Raw genomic sequence first — 19,971 nt, 5'->3', positions numbered from 1 at the left:
AACCGAAAAACTTTCCACCACCATCCGATGCCGGAGGCGGTCATATCCGGTATTAGACCCAGTTTCCCGGGCTTATCCCAGAGTCAGGGGCAGGTTGCTCACGTGTTACTCACCCGTTCGCCGCTCGAGTACCCCGAAGGGCCTTTCCGCTCGACTTGCATGTGTTAAGCACGCCGCCAGCGTTCGTCCTGAGCCAGGATCAAACTCTCCAAACAATGTCTGTGAAAACAGCTTGTCCGGATGAATCATCCAAGCAAGAATCCGTCAAAAATGACGGGGTCATACATGTGTGATGCACATGCACTGGCTTTTAACACACTGTTGAGTTCTCAAGAAACGGACGCGATCATCCTCGACCGGACACTCTTTCGAGTGTCAGCGCCGGAGGCGCACTTCGCTTCTCCTTCAGCCTACCAGATCCGGACGATTCTTGTCAAACCGCCCGTTCCGGGAGCTTCCGGACTTGCCCCTCGTCGAGGCAACCCTCGTAACTTACTCCAACTTTCGGCCCTTGTCCAACCGCCTGGCCGGACCCAGCCCGAAGATCGGGGTTCGTTGTGAGGAGTGGCAGGGCGTACTCGCCCTACACACAAAACTCTAGCAGCCCTCACGGGCGGGGAAGGTCGTTCTTCGGTAACGAATAGACCTTCCCTGCGCCCCGAAGGTTCAAACACCCAGCCCGGCCAGCTGTGCCTCAAGCCTCGCGATGTCGGCCGCGGCCTGCTCGGCCCGGCCCCTGACCTTGGCGACCACGTTGTCGGGCGCCTTGGCCATGAACTGCTCGTTGCCCAGCTTGGCGGCCACCTGCGCCGCCTCCTTGCGCGCGACGGCAAGATCCTTCTCCAGCCGCTTGCGCTCGGCCGCCACGTCGATGGCGCCGGCGGTGTCGAGCTCGACGCTCACCCCGCCCACTTCCAGGCGCGCAGTGGGGCTGAAGGATTCGCCGGGCTCGGTCAGCCGCAGCAGCGACCGCGCGGCCGTCTCCTGCGCCGCGAGCGGCGTGCCGGCCAACCCCAGACGGGCCGCGACCTTCTGACCCGGCTTGAGCCCCTGGTCGGAGCGGAACCGGCGGACCTCCGTCACGAGATCCTGCAGCGCGACGATCTCGGCCTCGGCCTCGGGGTCGGCGTAGCGGGGGTCGGGCACCGGCCACGGGGCCACGACGATCGACTCGCCGCCCGTGACCGCTCGCCACAGCTCCTCGGTGACGAACGGCACCAGCGGGTGCAACAGCCGCAGCAACGCGTCGAAGACGTTGCCGAGCACCAGCCGCGTGTGGTCGAGCCCCTCACCGAGCTGGATCTTGGCCAGTTCGAGGTACCAGTCGCAGACCTCGTCCCACGCGAAGTGGTAGAGCAGGTCGGCCGCCTTGGCGAACTCGAAGTCCTCCAGGGCGGCGTCCGCCGCGCCGATGACGGTCTGCAGCCGCGACAGGATCCACCGGTCGGCCGCGGTCAGGTTGGCGCCGTCGAGCGAGCCGACGGCGGCGCCGTTCATGAGCGCGAAGCGGGTGGCGTTCCAGATCTTGTTGCAGAAGTTGCGGGAGCCGGCCGCCCACTCCTCGCTCACCGCGACGTCCGCGCCGGGGTTGGCGCCGCGCAGGAGCGTGAAGCGGGTGGCGTCGGCGCCGAAGCGCTCGACCCAGTCGAGCGGGTCGACGACGTTGCCGAACGACTTGGACATCTTCTTGCCGTACTGGTCGCGGACCATGCCGTGCAGCGCCACGACCCGGAACGGCGGCTCGCCGTCCATGGCGTAGAGCCCGAACATCATCATCCGGGCCACCCAGAAGAACAGGATGTCGTAACCGGTGACGAGCACGGACGTCGGGTAGAAGCGCTCCAGCTCCGGCGTGTGGTCGGGCCAGCCCAGCGTCGAGAACGGCCACAGCCCGGAGGAGAACCAGGTGTCGAGGACGTCGGGGTCCTGGGTGTAGCCGGCGGGCGGGTCCTCGTCGGGGCCGACGCAGACGACCTCGCCGTCGGGGCCGTACCAGACCGGGATGCGGTGGCCCCACCAGAGCTGGCGGGAGATGCACCAGTCGTGCATGTCGTCCACCCAGTCGAAGTAGCGCTTGGCCATCTCCGGCGGGTGGATGCGGGTGCGGCCGTCGCGGACGGCGTCGCCGGCGGCCTTGGCCAGCGGCGAGACGTTGACGAACCACTGCAGCGACAGCCGCGGCTCGACGACGGTCTTGCAGCGCGAGCAGTGGCCGACCGCGTGCAGGTAGGGGCGCTTCTCGGCGACGATGCGGCCCTCGGCGCGCAGCGCCGCGACGACGGCGGGCCTGGCCTCGAAGCGGTCGAGCCCTTCGAAGGGGCCGTGCGCGGTGATGATGCCGCGCTCGTCCATGACGGTGATGGACGGCAGCGAGTGGCGCCGTCCGATCTCGAAGTCGTTGGGGTCGTGGGCCGGGGTGACCTTGACCGCGCCGGTGCCGAAGGACGGGTCGACGTGCTCGTCGGCAACCACCGGGATCATCCGGCCGGTGAGCGGCAGCTCGACCATGGTGCCGACCAGGTGGGCGTAGCGCTCGTCGCTCGGGTGGACGGCCACGGCGGTGTCGCCGAGCATCGTCTCGGCGCGGGTGGTGGCGACCACGAGGTCGTCGGAGTAGCGGATCGAGACGAGCTCGCCCTCGTCCTCGCTGTGCTCGACCTCGATGTCCGACAGCGCCGTGTGGCAGCGCGGGCACCAGTTGATGATGCGCTCGGCGCGGTAGATGAGGCCGTCGTCGAACAGGCGCTTGAAGATGGTCTGCACGGCCCGCGACAGGCCCGGGTCCATGGTGAAGCGCTCGCGCGACCAGTCGACGCCATCGCCCAGCTTGCGCATCTGGCCGAGGATCCGGCCGCCGGACTCCTCCTTCCACTGCCAGACCCGCTCGACGAACGCCTCGCGCCCGAGGTCGTGCCGGGACAGGCCCTCCTTGGCCAGCTCGCGCTCCACGACGTTTTGAGTGGCGATGCCGGCGTGGTCCATGCCGGGCAGCCACAGCGTCTCGCGGCCCTGCATGCGGGCGCGGCGGGTGAGCGCGTCCTGGATGGAGTGGTCGAGCGCGTGCCCGATGTGCAGGACGCCGGTCACGTTGGGCGGGGGCAGGACGATGCTGTACGGCTCGCGCGAGCTGCCCGGGTCGGCGCCGAAGTAGCCCCGGGATACCCAGCGCTCGTAGCTCCGGGTCTCGACGTCGGCCGGTGTGTATTGAGTAGGCAGCTCTGGCGTTGTCACAGTGACCAATTCTAGGGAGGGCGGCAAGCGGAAAACGCCTCGCTTGCTCGAATGCGGGATGGAAATGGGTCCGAAGTGCCGAAAGCGCCCGCGTGGCGTGCTGCCACCGGGCGCTCTGGCGTGAACGGCGTGAGCCGGGTCAGGCAGACTTCTCGCGCGGCGTGCGCTGCTGCTTGACGGCGAGCTGGTCGCGCGGGACGAGCGTCGGGATCGCGTGCTCCAGCACCGACTCGCGGGTGATGACGACGCGGGCGACGTCCTGGCGGGAGGGCACCTCGTACATGACGGACTGGAGCACCTCCTCCAGGATGGCGCGCAGGCCGCGGGCGCCGGTGCCGCGCAGGATCGCCTGGTCGGCGATGGCCTCCAGGGCGCCGTCGGTGAACTCCAGCTCGACGCCGTCGAGCTCCAGGAGCTTGCGGTATTGCTTCACCAGCGCGTTGCGCGGCTCGGTGAGGATCTGGATGAGCGCTTCGCGGTCGAGGTTGTGGACCGAGGTGATGACCGGCAGGCGTCCGACGAACTCGGGGATCATGCCGAACTTCAGCAGGTCCTCCGGCATGACGTCGGAGAAGATGTCGGCGGTGTCGATCTCTTCCTTGGACCGGATGATCGCGTTGAAGCCGATGCCCTTCTTGCCGATGCGCGACTCGATGATCTTTTCGAGGCCCGCGAACGCGCCGCCGCAGATGAACAGCACGTTGGTGGTGTCGATCTGGATGAACTCCTGGTGCGGGTGCTTGCGGCCGCCCTGCGGAGGCACCGATGCCGTGGTGCCCTCCAGTATCTTGAGCAGCGCCTGCTGCACGCCCTCGCCGGAGACGTCGCGCGTGATCGACGGGTTTTCGCTCTTGCGGGCGATCTTGTCGACCTCGTCGATGTAGATGATGCCGGTCTCGGCCTTCTTGACGTCGTAGTCGGCGGCCTGGATCAGCTTGAGGAGGATGTTCTCGACGTCCTCGCCGACGTAGCCGGCCTCGGTGAGGGCCGTGGCGTCGGCGATGGCGAAGGGCACGTTGAGCATCTTCGCCAGGGTCTGCGCCAGCAGCGTCTTGCCGGAGCCGGTGGGCCCGAGCAACAAGATGTTGCTCTTGGCCAGCTCCAGGCCGTCGTCTCTGCCCCGGTCGCCCGACTGCACCCGCTTGTAGTGGTTGTAGACCGCCACCGAGAGCGCCTTCTTCGCCTTGTCCTGACCGATGACGTAGGCGTCGAGGAACTCGTAGATCTCCCTCGGCTTGGGCAGGTTGTCCCACTTGAGCTCGGAGGACTCGGAGAGCTCCTCCTCGATGATCTCGTTGCAGAGATCGATGCACTCATCGCAGATGTAGACGCCTGGACCGGCAATGAGCTTCTTGACTTGCTTCTGGCTCTTTCCGCAGAAAGAGCACTTCAGCAGGTCTCCCCCGTCGCCGATGCGTGCCACCCCAGATACTCCTTTGCGTGGGACCGCCCTGCTCTCGCGAGAGCAGTGTCTCCGGACATCCTCCGGACTTGGCCGAACCGCTCAGGTTTCGACGTTACCGTCTTCTGGGCCCTCAGTGAGCCCCCTAGCGGCGAGTCGCACCGGAACGTGCCCTATTGGGCAGCGCTCCGGTGCGTCACGTCTCGTCTAGGAAGCCACGGCCTGAGCTCGCTTCTTCCTGGACGGGATGATGTCGTCGATCAGACCATACGCCTTTGCCTCGTCCGCGTTGAGAATTTTGTCGCGTTCGATGTCCTTACGGACCTCGGCGGAGGCCTTACCGGTGTGCCTGGCCACGATGTCCTCCAGCAGCGTGCGCATGCGGAGGATCTCGCGGGCCTGGATCTCGATGTCGCTGCCCTGGCCGCCGCCCTCGGTGGACGGCTGGTGGATCAGCACCCGGGCGTTGGGCAGCGCGAAGCGCTTGCCCGGGGTGCCGCCGGCCAGCAGCACGGCCGCGGCCGAGGCGGCCTGGCCGAGGCAGACGGTCTGGATCTCCGGCCGGACGAACTGCATCGTGTCGTAGATCGCCGTCATGGCGGTGAACGAACCGCCCGGCGAGTTGATGTAGATGCTGATGTCACGGTCGGGGTCGAGCGACTCCAGCGTGAGCAGCTGGGCCATCACGTCGTTGGCCGACGCGTCGTCGATCTGCACTCCGAGGAAGATGATGCGGTCCTCGAAGAGCTTGTTGTAAGGGTTCATCTCCTTCACGCCGTACGACGTGCGCTCGACGAAGGAGGGGAGAACGTAACGGCTTTGGATGTTCATGTCAGCTCCCCCTAGGAGACGGGCCCGGCCGAGGGCACCTGTCGCGCGCTGCGGACCACGTGGTCGATGAAGCCGTAGTCCTTGGCCTCCTCGGCGGTGAACCAGCGGTCGCGGTCGGAGTCGGACTCGATCTGGTCCAGCGACTGCCCCGTGTGGAAGGCGATCCGCTCGGCCAGCGTCTTCTTCACGTAGAGCATCTGCTCGGCCTGGATGGCGATGTCGGCGGCGGTGCCGCCGATGCCGCCCGACGGCTGGTGCATCATGACCCGAGCGTGCGGCAGGGCGTAGCGCTTGCCCCTGGCACCCGCGGTGAGCAGGAACTGGCCCATGGAGGCCGCCATGCCCATGACCACGGTGGAGACGTCGTTCGGCACATATTCCATCATGTCGTAGATGGCCATGCCGGCACTCACCGAGCCACCCGGCGAGTTGATGTAAAGCGTGATGTCGCGGCTGGGGTCGTCGGCCGCGAGCAGCAGCAGCTCAGCGCAGATGCGGTTGGCGATCTCGTCGTTGACCTCCTGCCCGAGCACGATGATCCGCTCCCGGAGCAGGCGCTGGTAAAGCTGGTCCTCAAGCCGGAAGGCGGAGCCGTTCTCACGGCCTCGAGACTCAGGCTGATAGAAGGTCGGCGGGCTGGTCACAGCGTCACCTTCCGATGCGTCGTAATCGATTGGCTTTGCTTGTGACCTTAACGCGCGCCGCCCACAGGTCATGCCCGCTCTGCCGGACTGTTCGCTGACGGCGCATGTCCGGCGTCCGCAGGGACAGGTGGGGTCCGGCGGGGCGCGGGGCGGGATGTCCCTGGAGCGCCCTCAGAGGGCGGGACGCGTGGCCAGGGGCCGTGACGGCGGGTCGGAGGGGCCAGGAGGCGCCGCGCCCTGTGGCGGGCGTCTCAGCCCCTCCGAAGCGGTCGCGGCCGGGCCGGGAAGCCACACGCTCAGGCACGTACTCAGGGAAGCCGCGCGCTCAGGAAACGGCGGAGCCCCCGGACGGAGAGTCCGAGGGCTCCTGCGAAGCGCCGGTGAGAACGCCGGGTGAGGGTTACGCCTCGCCCTTGTCGTCGGCGGTGCCGTCCTCGGCAGCGGCCTCCTCCTCGACGGGGGCCTCGCCGTTGATCTCGGTGTAGATGGCTTTGAGGTCCACCTCGTTGCCGTCGGTGTCGACGACCTTGGCGGCGTCACCGATGACGGACTTGGCCTTGTCGCGGACGATCTCGACCATGGCCAGCGTGAGCTGGTCGTTGTCGGCCAGGTGCTTGGCCAGCTCGTTGGGCTGCACGCCCATCTCCATGGCGCGGCGCACGACGAAGTTGGTCAGCTCCTGCTCGGAGACGCCCAGCTCCTCGGACTTGGCGATCTTGTCGAGCACGAAGCCGACCTTGAGCGCGCGGGCGGAGTTCTTCTCGAACTCGGCGAAGCGCTCCTCCTCCGTCGTCTGGTAGAGGCGGAAGAAGGCGTCGCGGCTCAGCCCGCTCTCGGCGACCTGGTGGTCGAGGTTGTGCTTGCGGGCGTCGATCTCGGCCTTGAGCGCGCTGTCGGGCAGCGGGAGGTCGAGCTGGTCGAGCAGCGCGTCGAGGGCCTTCTCGCGGGACTGGACGACCTGGTCGATCAGCTTGTTGCGACGGGCCTGCTCGCGGATGCTGGCCTTGAGCTCGTCGAGCGTGTCGAACTCGCTGGCGAGCTGGGCGAACTCGTCGTCGAGCTCGGGCAGCACCTTCTCCTTGACCGACTTGACGCTGATGATGACGTCGGCCTGCTCGCCGGCGTTCTCGCCACCGACCAGCTCGGTCGTGAAGCTCTTCTCCTCGCCGGCGGACATGCCCTCCAGGGCGTCGTCGAGGCCCTGGAGCACGGAGCCCGCGCCGACCTCGTAGGACACCTCGCTGGCGGCCTGCTCCTCGATGTTCTTGCCGTCGATCTCGGCGCGCAGGTCCATCACGACGTAGTCGCCCGCGGTGGCGGCGCGCTCGACGCCGGTCAGCGTGGCGAAGCGCTGGCGCAGCGCGTCGAGCTGGCGGTCGACGTCCTCGTCGGTGACCTCGGCGGAGTCGACGGTGACCTCGAGGCCCTGGTAGTCGGGCACGTCGAAGTTGGGCCGGACGTCGACCTCGGCGGTGAACTCGATCTGCTCACCGTCGTCGATCTTCGTGACCTCGATGTCAGGCTGGCTGACCGGGAACACGTCGGCCTCGTCGACAGCCTGGCCGTACAGCTTGGGCACGGCGTCGTTGAGGGTCTCCTCCAGGACGACCGCCCGGCCGAAGCGCTGCTCGATGATGCGGGCCGGAACCTTGCCAGGCCGGAACCCGGGGACGCGCACCTGCTGCGCGACCTTCTTGTACGCCGCATCCATGCTCGGGCGCAGCTCGTCGAACGGCACCTCGACAGTGAGCTTGACCCGGGTCGGGCTGAGCTCCTCGACAGCGGTCTTCACGGAATGGTCTCCTTGATCAAGCTACGAGTGATCGCGGGCGCGTCCATTCGGTCGGCTCACGCGCCGCGCCCACATGAGCGGTGTTGGGCATGCTCCGCCTCGGCGGCATCCAACGCCGGTGGTCCAGTCTAGGGCAGATGCATACCCAACAACGACGTCCCGGCGGTCACAACGACGTCCGCATGCCGTCAGAACTCGTCCGCGATCTTCCTCAGCAGCTCGGTCGTCTCGTCCGGAGTGGTGCTGACGGCGCAGAGCCGCTCCATGACCTCGGTGTACCGGTCCACGTCCTCGCGCTTGTCCAGATAGAGGGCGCTGGCGAGTTGCTCGACGTACACGACGTCGGGCAGGTCGGGGTCGGGGAAGCGCAGGACGCTGAACGCCCCGCCCTCCGCGCTGTGCCCGCCGAAGCTGAAGGGCATGATCTGGATCGTGATGCTCGGCTGGCGCATGAGGTCGATGAGGTGTTCGAGCTGGGCCTTCATCACCTCGGCGCCGCCGATCGGCCGGCGTAGCGCCGCCTCGTCGATCACCGCCCAGAAGACCGGGCCGTCCGGCCGCTCGAAGATCCTCTGGCGCTCCAGACGGAGATCCACCCTCCTGGCGATCTCCTCCGCTCCGATGCCCGCCGTCCCGGCGGTCACCACAGCCCTCGCGTACTCCTTGGTCTGCAGCAGTCCTGGCACGAACTGGACCTCGTAGGTCCTGATCCTGGTCGCGGCCTCCTCCAGACCGACGTACGCCTGGAACCACGTGGGCAGGACATCGTTGAACCGGTGCCACCAGCCCGGCTCGTTGGCGTTGGCCACCAGGTCGAGCACGGCGGAGCGGGCCTGCTGGTCGACGACCCCGTACAGGGTCAGCAGGTCGGCCACGTCACGCTCCTTGAACCCCACCCGGCCCAGCTCCATGCGGCTGATCTTGGATTCGGAGCCACGGATGAGGTGGCCCGCCTCCTCGCGGGTGACGTTCTTCGCTTCCCTGAGCTTGCGCAGTTGGGAGCCCAGGAGGATGCGCAGCGCCGTCGGCCCGGAACCCGGCTGGTTCTGCGTCACTTTGCCTCCTATCAAGGTCCGCACCACACAGTGACACCACATTGGCTGCTATGACAAGGTCCCAACCGGGTGTCCGATTCGCCGTGTCGACCGGGGAAAACGCCGCTTGCGGCTGCACATTGCAGCTGCACGTGCATTTGGGTCTTGCAGGCGCAGCCGTCGTGACCCATGATGGCTTAGTGCATAGTGGGCCAAACATGCACTAACCAAGGCTTTACGGGGAGGTATTGGCGGGATGGTAGAGGACCCTCTGGCCACTGCCGACTGCCTCCAGATCACCCGCGAAGTCGGTTTCGACCAGTTGCTCACTGGTCGTGGCGGCAAGCCGTACACCACCTCGTGCCCGTTGCCCTTCCAGGCCGACTCGGTGAAGACCGCCAGGGACGTCACCCGCTCCACCCTCCGGGGCTGGGGGCTGCACGACCTGAGCGACGACGCCGCGCTCGTGGTCTCCGAGCTGGTGACGAACGCGGTCAGGTACGCGATGCGCTCCTCCGGGCGGCGCGAGATCGAGCTGCTGCTCATGCGGGTCAGCCCTCACGTGCTGCTGGCCGTGGCCGACCCTAGCGACGAGGTGCCGCGGCGCAAGGAGCCCGACTTCATCTCCGAGAACGGCCGCGGCCTCTACATCGTCGAGACCTACAGCCAGAGCTGGGGCTGGGACCGGCTGGCCCGCGGCGGCAAGGCCGTGTGGGCGCTCTTCCGCACCGAGCCCTGATCACGCAGCTCTGATAAGACTGGCCTGATCACACTGGTCTGATCATTCGCCCGTGACGCCGTCGATGCGTTCGCGCAGGAGATCGGCGTGGCCGTTGTGCCGGGCGTACTCCTCGATCATGTGAACCAGGATCCAGCGGTGCGAGCAGTCGCCGCCGTTGCGCTCCCCCACCGCGTCGAGCGGCCTGGCGGCCGAGATGGCGCGGGCGCGCTCGACCTCGTCCCGCCAGGTGTCGAACGCCTCCTCCACCGACGCGGTGTCCACTTCCTTGAAGTCGGCGTCGTTGTCGCGGTCCTTGTCCCACAGCTTCGGTACGTCCTCGCCGGCGAGCACCCGGCGGAACCAGGCGCGCTCGACGTTCGCCATGTGCCGGACCAGGCCGAGCAGGGACAGGCCGGAGGGTTCGGCGCTGCGCAGGCGCAACTGCTCGGCGGTCAGGCCGGCGCACTTGACGGCGAGGGTGGCGCGGTGCCATTCGAGCCAGTTGCCGAGCACGGTGCGCTCGTCGCCGGTCAGCGGCGGCGGAGTGCGGGGGTCTTCCATGAGCCCCGACCCTATCGGGCGTCCCGAGACCGCCGGCCCTCCGCGCGAGCGCGCCGATCCACCGATCGGTTGGGTCCGGGACTCCACCGTCCGGCGGCCAGGTCCCGTCTCCTGGTCGGTGTCGGCGCAGGCACGGGTCGTAGCAGGCTGAACGCGCCAATCACCGACGGGCCGAGCCCGGAAGGACGCGCGCATGCCACCAGTGATCGAGGTACGCAACCTCCACAAACGCTATGACGACAAGATCGCGGTCGACGACGTCTCGCTCACCGTCCGTGAGGGTGAGATCTTCGGCATCCTCGGCCCGAACGGCGCCGGCAAGACGACGACCGTGGAATGCGTCGAGGGCCTCCGCGTCCCGGATCGCGGTGAGATCAGGGTGCTGGGGCTCGACCCCCTCCACGACCGCGCCGAGCTGACCCGGAGGCTCGGCGTCCAGTTGCAGGCCGGCCACCTCCCCGAGCGGCTGCAGGTCGCCGAGGCACTGCAGCTCTACAGCTCCTTCTATCCGCGGCCCGCCGACTGGCGCGCCCTGCTGGACGGCCTCGGCCTGGCCGACAAGGCGAAGACCAGGTACGCCAAACTGTCCGGCGGCCAGAAACAGCGGCTCTCGATCGCGCTGGCGCTCATCGGCGGTCCCCGGGTGGCGATCCTCGACGAGCTCACCACCGGTCTCGACCCGCAGGCCCGGCGCGACACCTGGGACCTGATCGAGGGCGTGCGCTCTCGCGGGACGACGATCGTGCTGGTCACCCACTTCATGGAGGAGGCCGAGCGGCTGTGCGACCGGCTCGCGCTGATCGACGCCGGCCGCGTCGTCATGGTGGACACCCCGGCCGGGCTGACCGAGCGGGCGCGCATCGGGCAGCGGATCCGGTTCCGTCCGTCCAGGCCGGTGGACGACCGCCTGCTGACGAGCCTGCCGGACGTCTCGGGCGTCACCCGTCAGGGCGAGCTGGTCGTCGTGAACGGCAACGACAACGCGCTCAACGCCGTCACCACCGTGCTGGCCCGCAACCAGATCGTGGCCGAGCAGCTGCGCGTCGAGCAGGCGAGCCTGGAGGACGCCTTCGTCCGGCTGACCGGCAGGCGCCCCGACGGACCCGACCCCCGGTGACACGTCAGAGAGAGGACCTCATGTCCATGTCAGCCCTGCCCACCGCCGAACGAGGCTCCGCGACCTGGCGGCTCGTCAAGGCCGAGAGCACGTTGTGCGTCCGGGACAAGGTCGCCCCTCTGTGGGGCATCGGCTTCCCGCTGGTCCTGTTGATCGTCCTCGGCAGCGTCCCCGATCTGCGGGAGCCTGTGGAGGGCAGCGGCGGCCTGACGTACTTCGACCTGTACGTCCCTGTTCTGGTCCTCTTCAACCTGGCCATCCTGGCCACCGCCTCCCTGCCGACCACGCTCGCCGGATACCGGGAGAACGGCGTGCTGCGGCGCATGCGCACCACTCCGGTCGGCCCGGCCCGCGTGCTCGCCGCCCAGCTCGTGGCGAACTTCGCCATCGCCGTCGTCGCGATGGTCCTGTTCCTCGCGGTGGCCGGGTTCGGGTTCGGCGTCGACCTGCCGCAGCACCTTCCGGGCTTCGCCCTCGCCTGGCTGCTCGCGGCGGGCGCGTTGCTCGCGATCGGCCTGCTGATCACCGCACTGGCGCCCGGGCGGGGACCGGCGACGGCGATCGGCACGGTGCTGTTCTTCCCGATGATGTTCTTCGCCGGGCTCTGGGTGCCGATCTCGCAGATGCCGCCGCTGCTGCGGGACATCGCCCACTACACCCCTCTCGGCGCGGGAATGGGGGCGTTCCAGGACGCGTACCTGGGTCACTTCCCGTCGGCCGTGCCGCTGCTGACCCTGGCGGCCTATGCGGTGGTGTGCGCGTTCGCCGCGGTCCGCTGGTTCCGCTGGGAATAGCCGCGCAGACTAGAATCCCGCGGGGAGAGGGAGCCTTGAGCAGGAAGATCTCGCAGCAGCCGCCGTTCCTTCTGGTCGACGTGGTGCCGTACGCGCTGCTGGCGCTCCTCGTGGTGATCCTGCTGCTCGTGGAGCGCTGGGCGGGCGGCTCCTTGCTCATCGACCTCGGCCTGTGCGGGCTGGCGGCCGGGTGGATGCTCGGCATGTTCACCCTGCGTCCTGGATGGCGGGACCGGCCACGGATCATGGGGGCGTTCGTCGCCGGGCTGCTCGTGATCACCGCCGTCCTGGTGGCTCGTCACCCCGTTTTCGGGCTCTTCACCCCTGCCGCCTACATCTACTCCTTCACGGTCCTGCGCTGGCCGTGGCGGCTGCTGGGCGTGGCCGCGACGGCGGTCCTGGCCGGTACGGCGCAGGCGTCCGGCATTCCGAGGACGGACGCGCTCGGCCTGACGATGCACGTGACCGTCGTCGCCTTCAACATCGCCATGATGTGCGCCTGCGCCTGGGTCCTGCGGATGGCCGAGAAGGAGGAGGAGCGGCGCGAGCAGACACTCGAGGAGCTGAGCCGGACGAACCGGCTGCTGGAGGCGTCGCTCGCCGAGAACGCCGGCCTGCATGCCCAGCTGCTCGCCCAGGCCAGAGAGGCCGGCGTGCTCGACGAGCGTCAGCGGATGGCTCGCGAGATCCATGACACGCTGGCGCAGGGGCTCACCGGCATCATCACGCAACTCCAGGCCGCGGAGCAGATGCACGAGGTCCCGGTGCCGTGGCGGCGGCCCTTCGACGCCGTCAAGAACCTCGCGAGGGAGAGCCTGGCCGAGGCGCGGCGCGCGGTGGACGCGCTCCGGCCCGAGCCCCTGCAGACCGCGCGCCTGAGCGACGCGCTGGCCGACGTCGCCGGCCGGTGGTCGAAGGTGCACGGGCTCGCCGTTCAGGTCACGACGACGGGCACGGCGCGGCCGATGACGCCGGAGGCCGAGTTCGCGCTGCTGCGCACGGCGCAGGAGGCGTTGGCCAACGTGGCCAGACACGCGTACGCGACCAGGGTCGGGGTGACCCTGTCCTACCTGGAGCACGAGGTCGCGTTGGACGTACGTGACGACGGCAAGGGCTTTGATCCCGCGGGCCTCGAGGCCGGCACGGCCACGGACGGCGGTTCGCCGCCGCCGGCCCGCGGCGGCGGATTCGGCCTGACCATCATGCGTCAGCGCGTCGAAGGACTGTCCGGGACCCTGCAGATCGAGTCCGAGCCCGGCGCCGGCACCGGGATCTCGGCCCGCATCCCCACCCTGCCGGCCGGGAGCCACCCATGACCGACCGCGCGGCCGAGACCCCGATCCGGTTGTTGATCGCGGACGACCATCCCGTCGTCAGGGATGGGCTGACCAGCATGTTCGCCTCCGCGCCCGGATTCGAGGTCCTGGGCGAGGCGGCGGACGGCGCCGCGGCCGTACGGCTCGCGCAGCGGCTCCGGCCCGACGTGATCCTGATGGACCTGCGCATGCCGGGCATGGACGGGCTGGCCGCGATCACCGAGCTGGCCAGGCTCGGCGTCACCGCGCGCGTCCTGGTTCTGACCACCTACGACACCGACACCGACGTGCTGCCGGCCATCGCGGCGGGCGCGACCGGCTACCTGCTCAAGGACTCTCCCCGGGAGGACCTGCTCCGCGGTGCCCGGGCCGCTGCCAAGGGCGAGAGCGTCCTTTCCCCTTCGGTGGCGGCACGGCTGATGAACCGGGTCAGGACACCCGCGCCGCAGCTGCTCAGCCAGCGGGAACTCGAGGTCCTCGGTCTCGTGGCGGCCGGGAACACCAACCGTGAGGCGGCCGCCCGGTTGTTCATCACCGAGGCCACGGTCAAGAGCCACCTTCTGAACATCTACGCCAAGCTGGGCGTCGGAGACCGGGCCGCCGCCGTCACGGAGGCGTTCAACCGAGGTCTGCTCGTCCCGCGGAGCCCGGGACAGTCCTGACCCCCGGCTCGTCAGTTCATGGAGATGTGGACATGGTCGTAGTGGTTCTCGGTGATGCTGCCTCGGTCGGACATCGCGCGCCAGCCGGAGCCCATGTTGATGCGCTGCTTCCAGATCACGTACTTGACGCCTAGTTTGCTCTGGTTCTGCAGGGCCCAGGCGGCGATGCGGTCGCCCAGGGCGTTGTTGGCCGCGCTGGGCATGGTGCCGCCGGAGCTCATCATGAAGTCGCAGGCGCGGCCGAGCGGGTGCTCGCCGCTGGAGCCGGAGCGGAAGCAGCCCACCGAGAACGGCAGGGCGAAGTTCTTCGTCACCTGCTCGCGCATGAGCCGGGTGCGCGCGGTGATGTTGTCCGCGCCGGACGGCAGTTGGGGGGCCCAGCTGCCGTCGGAGTTGCGGCCGGTGCTGTACGGGACCAGGTCGGCCAGCTTGTCCTTGATGTCGTCGATGACGTCCTCGGCCTCGTCGCGCTGCTTCGCGACCGACGCCGCGTCCGCGCGGATCTTGACCGCCAGCGCCTCGGCCTCGGCGGCGGCCTTCTTCTTCTCGTCGCGGGCCGTGGCCACGCCCTGCACGAGCGCCTGCTGCTCGGCGGTGAGCTGGTCGAGCACGGCCGCGCCGGCGGCGTTCGGCATGAAGCCGGGCACCGGGAGGTCGCCGTTCTGGTAGCGGAGGCGGGCGAGCTCGGCGACGCGCTGCTCGGAGGCGGCGAGCGTACGCTCGGCGGTGGCCAGGCGTTCCTTGGCGGTCTTGGCGGTCTCCTGTGCCTTGGCCAGCTCGACGCGCTTGAGGTTGTACTGCTCGATGAGCTTGTCGACCTTGGTGTTGAGCCGCTTGAGCTGGGCGCGCAGCTGTGACTCGGTCGGCTTGGGCGCGGTCGCCTGCGCGGGGGAAGGCGTGGACAGGAGGACTGCGGCGGCGGTGACGAGGCCGATGGCGAAGGGCACGGGGGACGAAGCCGCCACGTACTGGGTTCCTCTCCCTCTGCCGGCCGGGTTAGCTGACGGGTTCGGGCGTGAGAGTGCGTCCCTACCACCGAAGTGGATTCACCCCAGGTGCGTGGGTCCCCGGCTCCCGGGCGACGCGCCCGGGATTAGGCGTGCGACGACTGGTACGGCCGTTGCTTATGGGGATATTAGTGGTAGATCCCAAGTAATGCGACCTTAAGTAGAAATCTATTAGTGATCAAGTTGTGATCGCAGCATGCGTGCCGCCTCCTCCGGCAGCACGTCGTTGACGAAGGCCCCCATCGCCGACTCCGACCCTGCCAGGTACTTCAGCTTCTCCGGCGCCCGCCTGATGCTGAACAGTTCAAGCCGCAGGTGGGCGAGGTCCCGCCCCTCGCGTACGGGCGCCTGGTGCCAGGCCGCGATATAGGGCATCACGGCCCCGAACAACCCGTCGAAGGCCCGCAGCACCAAGGTGTAGAGCGGCGCGAACGCGGCCCGCTCCGCCTCCGTCAGCGCCGGCAGATCAGGCACCTGCCGGTGGGGGTAGACGTGAACCTCGAACGGCCAGCGCGCGGCGGCCGGCACGAACGCCGTCCAGTGCTCGTTGGAGGTCACGACCCGCGTGCCCGCCGCGCGCTCGGCGGCGAGGACGTCGGCGAACAGGTTGCCTGGACCCTTGTGCCGGGAGGCCGCGCCGAGGTTGAGCTTGGTCCGCGGGGTGACGTACGGGTAGGCGTAGATCTGGCCGTGCGGGTGCGCGAGCGTGATGCCGATCTCCGAGCCCCGGTTCTCGAAGCAGAACACCTGCTCCACGCCCTCGATGGCGGACAGCTCTGCGGTGCGGTCGGCCCACGCCTCCATGACCAGCTCGACCCGGTCGTCGGAGAGGCGGGAGAAGCTGGAGTCGTGGTCGGAGGTGAAGCAGACGACCTCGCAGCGGCCGGCGCCGGGGCGGGCCTCGCTCAGGCCGCCCACATCCTCGTACGTACCGAAATTTCGGGAGAAGGATGGGAAACGGTTCTCGAACACCACGACGTCGTAGTCGTACGCGGGGATCTCCGTGTCGCGGCCGGGCGCCGACGGGCACAGCGGGCACTCGGCCGCCGTCCCCTTGGGCTGGAACGTACGCGTCTGGCGGTGCCCCGCGATCGCGATCCACTCCTCCGTCAGCGGGTCGTAGCGCAGCTCGGAGGCCACCGGCCGGGGGCCGAGCTCGCGCCGGTCCGCCGCGCTCCGGTCGGCGTCGTCCCGCCGGTCGAAGTAGATGAGCTCCCGGCCGTCGGCCAGCTGGGTGATGGTGCGCTTCACAGCGTGCCCTCTTCCGCGATGATGAGTTCGCCGGCCCGGTCGGCCAGCTCCGTGCGTGCGTCCTCCGGCAGCCCCGCGTCGCTGATGACCAGGTCGGCCTCGCTCAGCTCGGCGATGGTGCTGATGCCGACCGTGTTCCACTTGGTGTGGTCGGCGGGCACCACCAGGCGGCCGGCGGCGCTCACCAGCTCCCTGTCGGTCTCGGACTCCAGCAGGTTGGGCGTGGTGAAGCCGGCCCGGACGCTCATGCCGTGGACGCCGAGGAAGAGCGTGTCCACGTGCAGGCGGCGGATCGCGGCCACGGCGACAGGGCCCACCAGGGCGTCCGAGGGCGTACGTACGCCGCCGGTCAGCACCACCGTGCGATCGGCGCGCGGGTTGCGGTGGAAGACGTCGGCGACCGGGATCGAGTTGGTGATCACGGTCAGCTCGGGCACGGCGATCAGGTGATGGGCGAGGGCCCACGTGGTGGTGCCCGCCGACAGCGCGACGGCGGTGCCCGGCCGGACGAGCTGCGCGGCGCGGCGCGCGATGGCCTGCTTCTCCGGCTGCTGGCGGGCGGACTTGGCGGTGAAGCCCGGCTCCTCGGTCGAACCGGGGCCGAGGGCGGTCGCGCCGCCGTGCACCTTCTCCAGCAGGCCGCGCTCGGCCAGCACCTCGAGGTCGCGACGGATGGTCATGTCGGAGACCCCGAGCTCGCGCACGAGGTCGGCCACGCGCACGCCGCCGTTGCTGCGTACGCGTTCGAGGATCGCCTGCTGACGCTGCTGTGCGAGCACCCTTGCCCCTTCCAACAGATTCCACCAAATTATGACACGAGAATGTTGGGGAATGTTAGTTCGCGAGGATCACTTGCCTGGTCGGCGCGGTGGGAGGACTGTGGGGATCCATGCCGGACCCCGAACGCGGGAGGCGAGCTTCATGGCCAGACGGGCACGCAAAGGCAAAGCGCGCAAGAAGAAGAAGGCGAACCACGGCAAGCGCCCCACCGCACGCTAGGAACCACCGGGTGGCCGCCTGCCGCGCGGCCACCCGCTCACGTCGTGATCAGGTCGGCAGCTCCGTGAGCGCCTGGTCGATGCGCTCCTGCGGCAGCGTGTAGTCCTCCATCTCGCCGCCCAGGTGCCGGTCGTAGGCCGCGAGGTCGAAGTGCCCGTGCCCGCACAGCGCGGTGAGGATGACCTTCTCCTCGCCGCTCTCCTTGCAGCGCAACGCCTCCGCGATCGTCTCGGCCAGCGCGTGCGTCGGCTCGGGGGCCGGCACGATGCCCTCGGTACGGGCGAAGCGGACGCCGGCCTCGAAACACTCGCTCTGGGCGCGGGTGACTGCCTCGAACAGGCCCAGGTCGTACATGTGGGACAGCAGCGGCGACATGCCGTGATAGCGCAGGCCACCCGCGTGGATCGGGTCCGGCACGAACGAGTGCCCCAGCGTGTGCATCTTGAGCAGCGGCGTCAGGCCGGCGGTGTCGCCGAAGTCGTAGGCGTACACGCCGCGGGTGAACGACGGACAGGCGGCCGGCTCCACCGCGCGGAACACCGTGTCCAGGCGGCCCGCCAGCTTCTCCCGCAGGAACGGGAACATCAGCCCGGCGAAGTTGGAGCCGCCGCCCGTACAGCCGATGACCAGGTCGGGCAGCTCCGGGAGCTGCTCCAGGGCCTCCTCGCCGATGACCGTCTGGTGCATGAGCACGTGGTTGAGCACCGAGCCGAGTGCGTAACGGGCGTCGGGGGTCGCGGCGGCCACCTCGACGGCCTCGCTGATCGCGATGCCGAGGCTGCCCGGCGAGCCGGGGTCGCCGGCCAGGACCTTGCTGCCCGCGCCGGTTACAGGGGACGGGCTGGCGTGCACCGTCGCCCCGTACACCTGCATGAGCGAGCGGCGGTAGGGCTTCTGGTCGTAGGAGGCGCGCACCATCCAGACCTGGCACTCCAGACCGAACTGGGCGCAGGCGAAGGCCAGCGACGATCCCCACTGCCCCGCGCCGGTCTCGGTCGTGAGCAGCCGGACGCCTTCCTTGGCGTTGTAGTACGCCTGCGGAACGGCGGTGTTCGGCTTGTGGGAGCCGGCCGGGGAGACGCCCTCGTACTTGTAGTAGATCCTGGCCGGCGTGCCGAGGGCACGTTCCAGGCGGTGGGCCCGGATCAGCGGCGTCGGCCGCCAGAGCCGGTAGACCTCCATGACCTCCTGCGGGATCGGGACGAACCGCTCGACGCCGACCTCCTGCGCGATCAGCTCCATCGGGAACAGCGGGGCCAGGTCGTCCGGCCCGACGGGCTCGCGGGTGGCTGGGTGCAGCGGTGGCGGCGGAAGAGCGGGCAGGTCGGGAACGATGTTGTACCAGTTGCTCGGGATCACTCTTGCAGTCTGCGCCCGTCACGCACGGCGATCCAGTAACTCTCAGCTACCGATCAGCACCGCCAGCCGATGGGGATGGTCGGCCCTGACGACGACGTCGGCCCGGCGCTGGGGGTGGGCCTCGCGCTCGTAACGCTCGTACGCGGGCAGCCGCCACCGCTCCTCCTCCGGCGTGCCGCGGCTCAGCGCGCCCGGCGACAGCCACAGGTGCACGCTCACGTCGAACGGCAGCCCGTGCCCCAGCAGCAACGTCCCGTCGACCAGCGCCACCCCGCCTGGCGGCAGCTCCTCGTACGGCGACCGGTAGGCGCGGTCCACCCTGCTGTCCCACAGCGCCGGCAGCACCCGGCCCGAACCGCCCGCGTCAAGCGGCTCCAGCACCTCCCGCCGCAACGCCTTGACGTCCAGCCAGTCCTCGTAGAAGGCGTCGGGATCGGTCCTGCCGTGCTCCAGCCGCAGCGACGCGGGACGCAGGAAGTCGCCGACCGACACCCGCAGCACCGGCCTCCCGCGCAACCGCAGCGGCGCGACCAGCTCGTCGGCCAGCGCCTCCGGCCGCGTGGCGGGAGCGCCGTCCACGGCCACCCGCACCCACGCCTCCCGCGGCCGGCCGGCGATCAGCTCGGCCAGCTCCTCGACCAGGACGTCACGGGAGATAGGTCGCGCGCGCATCATCCCTCTCAGCTTACGATCGCCCGCCCGCGAGCCGTGGATCCCGGATCAGGCCGTCCAGGCGGTGATCCGCACTAGCAGCATCCCGCCGAACCAGCAGGCGAACATCAGAATGATCGCCGTACGGAGCTGCCGGCGATCCTGTGCGGTCCTGCCGCGCCGACGCGCTCTCATGATCAGCGTTATGGCCACGGACACGAGGGCAAGCGTCTGCACGATCTCGACCCAGGTCATGAGGCGACGCTACTCCCGGCCGCACAGGCACGTCGATCACGAAAAAGGCGAGGCCAGGCAGCCGCATGCGACTGACCTGGCCTTTCGCCTGTTGGAGCGGACGACGGGAATCGAACCCGCGTAGCTAGTTTGGAAGACTAGGGCTCTACCATTGAGCTACGTCCGCGCGAACCGGTCGAACTCTGGTCTAGACTTCATCCGGTCGTCAGAGCGTAAGCGTACCGGAGTCCCGGGGCGCATGCGCACTCGGCGAAGCGGGGCGTGGCGCAGCTTGGCAGCGCGCTTGCTTTGGGAGCAAGAAGTCGCAGGTTCAAATCCTGTCGCCCCGACCAGCTCGAAGGCCC

Annotated in this window: 19 protein-coding genes, 2 tRNA genes, 1 rRNA gene and 1 riboswitch; of the genes, 7 read left to right on the top strand and 15 right to left on the bottom strand. The window is 69.0% G+C overall.

From position 1 onward, the window contains the following. From BMW85_RS45510 to BMW85_RS45480, 7 genes are all read right to left on the bottom strand, one after another. Positions 1 to 215 (bottom strand): 16S ribosomal RNA (locus tag BMW85_RS45510); the annotation flags it as partial. A gap of 451 nt (positions 216 to 666) precedes the next feature. Further along, positions 667 to 3,240 carry a valine--tRNA ligase gene (locus BMW85_RS45505; protein ID WP_177241221.1) on the bottom strand — a complete coding sequence of 858 codons (2,574 nt, stop codon included), beginning with the start codon at positions 3,238 to 3,240 and terminating at the stop codon, positions 667 to 669. A gap of 130 nt (positions 3,241 to 3,370) precedes the next feature. Next, positions 3,371 to 4,654: an ATP-dependent Clp protease ATP-binding subunit ClpX gene (gene clpX, locus BMW85_RS45500; protein WP_091093961.1), complete on the bottom strand. Its 1,284-nt coding sequence runs from the start codon at positions 4,652 to 4,654 to the stop codon at positions 3,371 to 3,373. Positions 4,655 to 4,840: 186 nt separating this feature from the next. Further along, positions 4,841 to 5,464: an ATP-dependent Clp protease proteolytic subunit gene (locus tag BMW85_RS45495; RefSeq protein WP_091093959.1), complete on the bottom strand. Its 624-nt coding sequence runs from the start codon at positions 5,462 to 5,464 to the stop codon at positions 4,841 to 4,843. A gap of 11 nt (positions 5,465 to 5,475) precedes the next feature. Further along, positions 5,476 to 6,108 (bottom strand): ClpP family protease, encoded by a 633-nt coding sequence (locus BMW85_RS45490; RefSeq protein ID WP_091093958.1) that lies wholly within the window; start codon positions 6,106 to 6,108, stop codon positions 5,476 to 5,478. 400 nt (positions 6,109 to 6,508) lie between these two features. After that, a complete protein-coding gene (gene tig, locus BMW85_RS45485) occupies positions 6,509 to 7,900 on the bottom strand; it encodes a trigger factor (protein WP_091093956.1) in 1,392 nt (463 codons plus the stop codon). Between the two features lie 188 nt (positions 7,901 to 8,088). After that, on the bottom strand, positions 8,089 to 8,955 hold the full coding sequence (locus BMW85_RS45480; protein WP_091093954.1) for a Sco1979 family transcriptional regulator: 867 nt from the start codon (positions 8,953 to 8,955) through the stop codon (positions 8,089 to 8,091). Positions 8,956 to 9,190: 235 nt separating this feature from the next. Here BMW85_RS45480 and BMW85_RS45475 point away from each other — a divergent pair, with 235 nt between their 5' ends. Then, on the top strand, positions 9,191 to 9,673 hold the full coding sequence (locus BMW85_RS45475) for an ATP-binding protein (protein ID WP_091093953.1): 483 nt from the start codon (positions 9,191 to 9,193) through the stop codon (positions 9,671 to 9,673). Positions 9,674 to 9,715: 42 nt separating this feature from the next. Here the strand turns inward: BMW85_RS45475 and BMW85_RS45470 are convergent, their stop codons facing one another. Then, the gene (locus BMW85_RS45470) at positions 9,716 to 10,216 is read right to left on the bottom strand and encodes a DinB family protein (RefSeq protein WP_091093952.1); all 501 of its coding nucleotides are present in this window, start codon (positions 10,214 to 10,216) and stop codon (positions 9,716 to 9,718) included. A 193-nt stretch (positions 10,217 to 10,409) separates the two neighbouring features. On the opposite strand from BMW85_RS45470, the gene BMW85_RS45465 reads away from it, so the two are divergent. The 4 genes from BMW85_RS45465 to BMW85_RS45450 are packed head-to-tail and all read left to right on the top strand — an operon-like array spanning position 10,410 to position 14,105. Then, on the top strand, positions 10,410 to 11,333 hold the full coding sequence (locus BMW85_RS45465; protein ID WP_091093950.1) for an ABC transporter ATP-binding protein: 924 nt from the start codon (positions 10,410 to 10,412) through the stop codon (positions 11,331 to 11,333). Between the two features lie 20 nt (positions 11,334 to 11,353). Continuing rightward, positions 11,354 to 12,127, top strand: coding sequence for an ABC transporter permease (locus BMW85_RS45460; protein WP_091093948.1), 774 nt, complete (start codon positions 11,354 to 11,356; stop codon positions 12,125 to 12,127). A gap of 35 nt (positions 12,128 to 12,162) precedes the next feature. Further along, positions 12,163 to 13,443, top strand: coding sequence for a sensor histidine kinase (locus BMW85_RS45455; protein ID WP_091093947.1), 1,281 nt, complete (start codon positions 12,163 to 12,165; stop codon positions 13,441 to 13,443). Beyond that, a complete protein-coding gene (locus BMW85_RS45450) occupies positions 13,440 to 14,105 on the top strand; it encodes a response regulator transcription factor (RefSeq protein ID WP_091093945.1) in 666 nt (221 codons plus the stop codon). The genes BMW85_RS45455 and BMW85_RS45450 overlap by 4 nt, the downstream gene beginning before the upstream one ends. Before the next feature lie 11 nt (positions 14,106 to 14,116). Here BMW85_RS45450 and BMW85_RS45445 read toward each other — a convergent pair whose 3' ends face one another. The 3 genes from BMW85_RS45445 to BMW85_RS45435 form a co-directional block, all read right to left on the bottom strand. Beyond that, positions 14,117 to 15,070, bottom strand: a complete 954-nt coding sequence (locus BMW85_RS45445; protein ID WP_091093943.1) for a coiled-coil domain-containing protein — start codon at positions 15,068 to 15,070, stop codon at positions 14,117 to 14,119. A 6-nt stretch (positions 15,071 to 15,076) separates the two neighbouring features. Beyond that, positions 15,077 to 15,215, bottom strand: a riboswitch (cyclic di-AMP (ydaO/yuaA leader). Between the two features lie 68 nt (positions 15,216 to 15,283). After that, complete coding sequence (gene galT / locus BMW85_RS45440; protein ID WP_091093942.1) at positions 15,284 to 16,363, bottom strand: galactose-1-phosphate uridylyltransferase; 1,080 nt, start codon at positions 16,361 to 16,363, stop codon at positions 15,284 to 15,286. Then, the gene (locus BMW85_RS45435; protein WP_091093940.1) at positions 16,360 to 17,142 is read right to left on the bottom strand and encodes a DeoR/GlpR family DNA-binding transcription regulator; all 783 of its coding nucleotides are present in this window, start codon (positions 17,140 to 17,142) and stop codon (positions 16,360 to 16,362) included. The genes galT and BMW85_RS45435 overlap by 4 nt, the downstream gene beginning before the upstream one ends. 142 nt (positions 17,143 to 17,284) lie before the next feature. Between BMW85_RS45435 and BMW85_RS52735 the strand changes: the two genes are divergently transcribed. Then, complete coding sequence (locus BMW85_RS52735) at positions 17,285 to 17,362, top strand: 50S ribosomal protein bL37 (RefSeq protein ID WP_371252575.1); 78 nt, start codon at positions 17,285 to 17,287, stop codon at positions 17,360 to 17,362. Between the two features lie 48 nt (positions 17,363 to 17,410). Here the strand turns inward: BMW85_RS52735 and BMW85_RS45430 are convergent, their stop codons facing one another. From BMW85_RS45430 to BMW85_RS45415, 4 genes are all read right to left on the bottom strand, one after another. Next, positions 17,411 to 18,721: a TrpB-like pyridoxal phosphate-dependent enzyme gene (locus tag BMW85_RS45430; protein ID WP_091093939.1), complete on the bottom strand. Its 1,311-nt coding sequence runs from the start codon at positions 18,719 to 18,721 to the stop codon at positions 17,411 to 17,413. A 42-nt stretch (positions 18,722 to 18,763) separates the two neighbouring features. Continuing rightward, a complete protein-coding gene (locus BMW85_RS45425; protein WP_218156225.1) occupies positions 18,764 to 19,396 on the bottom strand; it encodes a nucleoside/nucleotide kinase family protein in 633 nt (210 codons plus the stop codon). Positions 19,397 to 19,441: 45 nt separating this feature from the next. Continuing rightward, on the bottom strand, positions 19,442 to 19,627 hold the full coding sequence (locus BMW85_RS45420; protein WP_091093937.1) for a hypothetical protein: 186 nt from the start codon (positions 19,625 to 19,627) through the stop codon (positions 19,442 to 19,444). A 92-nt stretch (positions 19,628 to 19,719) separates the two neighbouring features. Further along, positions 19,720 to 19,793: transfer RNA gene (locus tag BMW85_RS45415), tRNA-Gly, on the bottom strand. Positions 19,794 to 19,882: 89 nt separating this feature from the next. Between BMW85_RS45415 and BMW85_RS45410 the strand changes: the two genes are divergently transcribed. Continuing rightward, a tRNA-Pro gene (locus tag BMW85_RS45410) sits at positions 19,883 to 19,959 on the top strand. The last annotated feature ends 12 nt before the right edge of the window (positions 19,960 to 19,971 follow it).

Source organism: Nonomuraea wenchangensis, from assembly GCF_900111685.1.
Lineage (GTDB): Bacteria > Actinomycetota > Actinomycetes > Streptosporangiales > Streptosporangiaceae > Nonomuraea > Nonomuraea wenchangensis.
Note: the sequence above shows the minus strand (reverse complement) of the source record. Positions and strands in the feature narration are given on the sequence as shown.

Excerpts from the sequence above, each read along its gene's own strand:
- BMW85_RS45470 (WP_091093952.1), bottom strand. The coding sequence starts at position 10,216 with ATGGAAGACCCCCGCACTCCGCCGCCGCTGACCGGCGACGAGCGCACC.
- BMW85_RS45465 (WP_091093950.1), top strand. The coding sequence starts at position 10,410 with ATGCCACCAGTGATCGAGGTACGCAACCTCCACAAACGCTATGACGAC.
- BMW85_RS45460 (WP_091093948.1), top strand. The coding sequence starts at position 11,354 with ATGTCCATGTCAGCCCTGCCCACCGCCGAACGAGGCTCCGCGACCTGG.
- BMW85_RS45450 (WP_091093945.1), top strand. The coding sequence starts at position 13,440 with ATGACCGACCGCGCGGCCGAGACCCCGATCCGGTTGTTGATCGCGGAC.
- BMW85_RS52735 (WP_371252575.1), top strand. The coding sequence starts at position 17,285 with ATGGCCAGACGGGCACGCAAAGGCAAAGCGCGCAAGAAGAAGAAGGCG.
- BMW85_RS45420 (WP_091093937.1), bottom strand. The coding sequence starts at position 19,627 with ATGACCTGGGTCGAGATCGTGCAGACGCTTGCCCTCGTGTCCGTGGCC.
- BMW85_RS45475 (WP_091093953.1), top strand. The coding sequence starts at position 9,191 with ATGGTAGAGGACCCTCTGGCCACTGCCGACTGCCTCCAGATCACCCGC.
- BMW85_RS45495 (WP_091093959.1), bottom strand. The coding sequence starts at position 5,464 with ATGAACATCCAAAGCCGTTACGTTCTCCCCTCCTTCGTCGAGCGCACG.
- BMW85_RS45425 (WP_218156225.1), bottom strand. The coding sequence starts at position 19,396 with ATGATGCGCGCGCGACCTATCTCCCGTGACGTCCTGGTCGAGGAGCTG.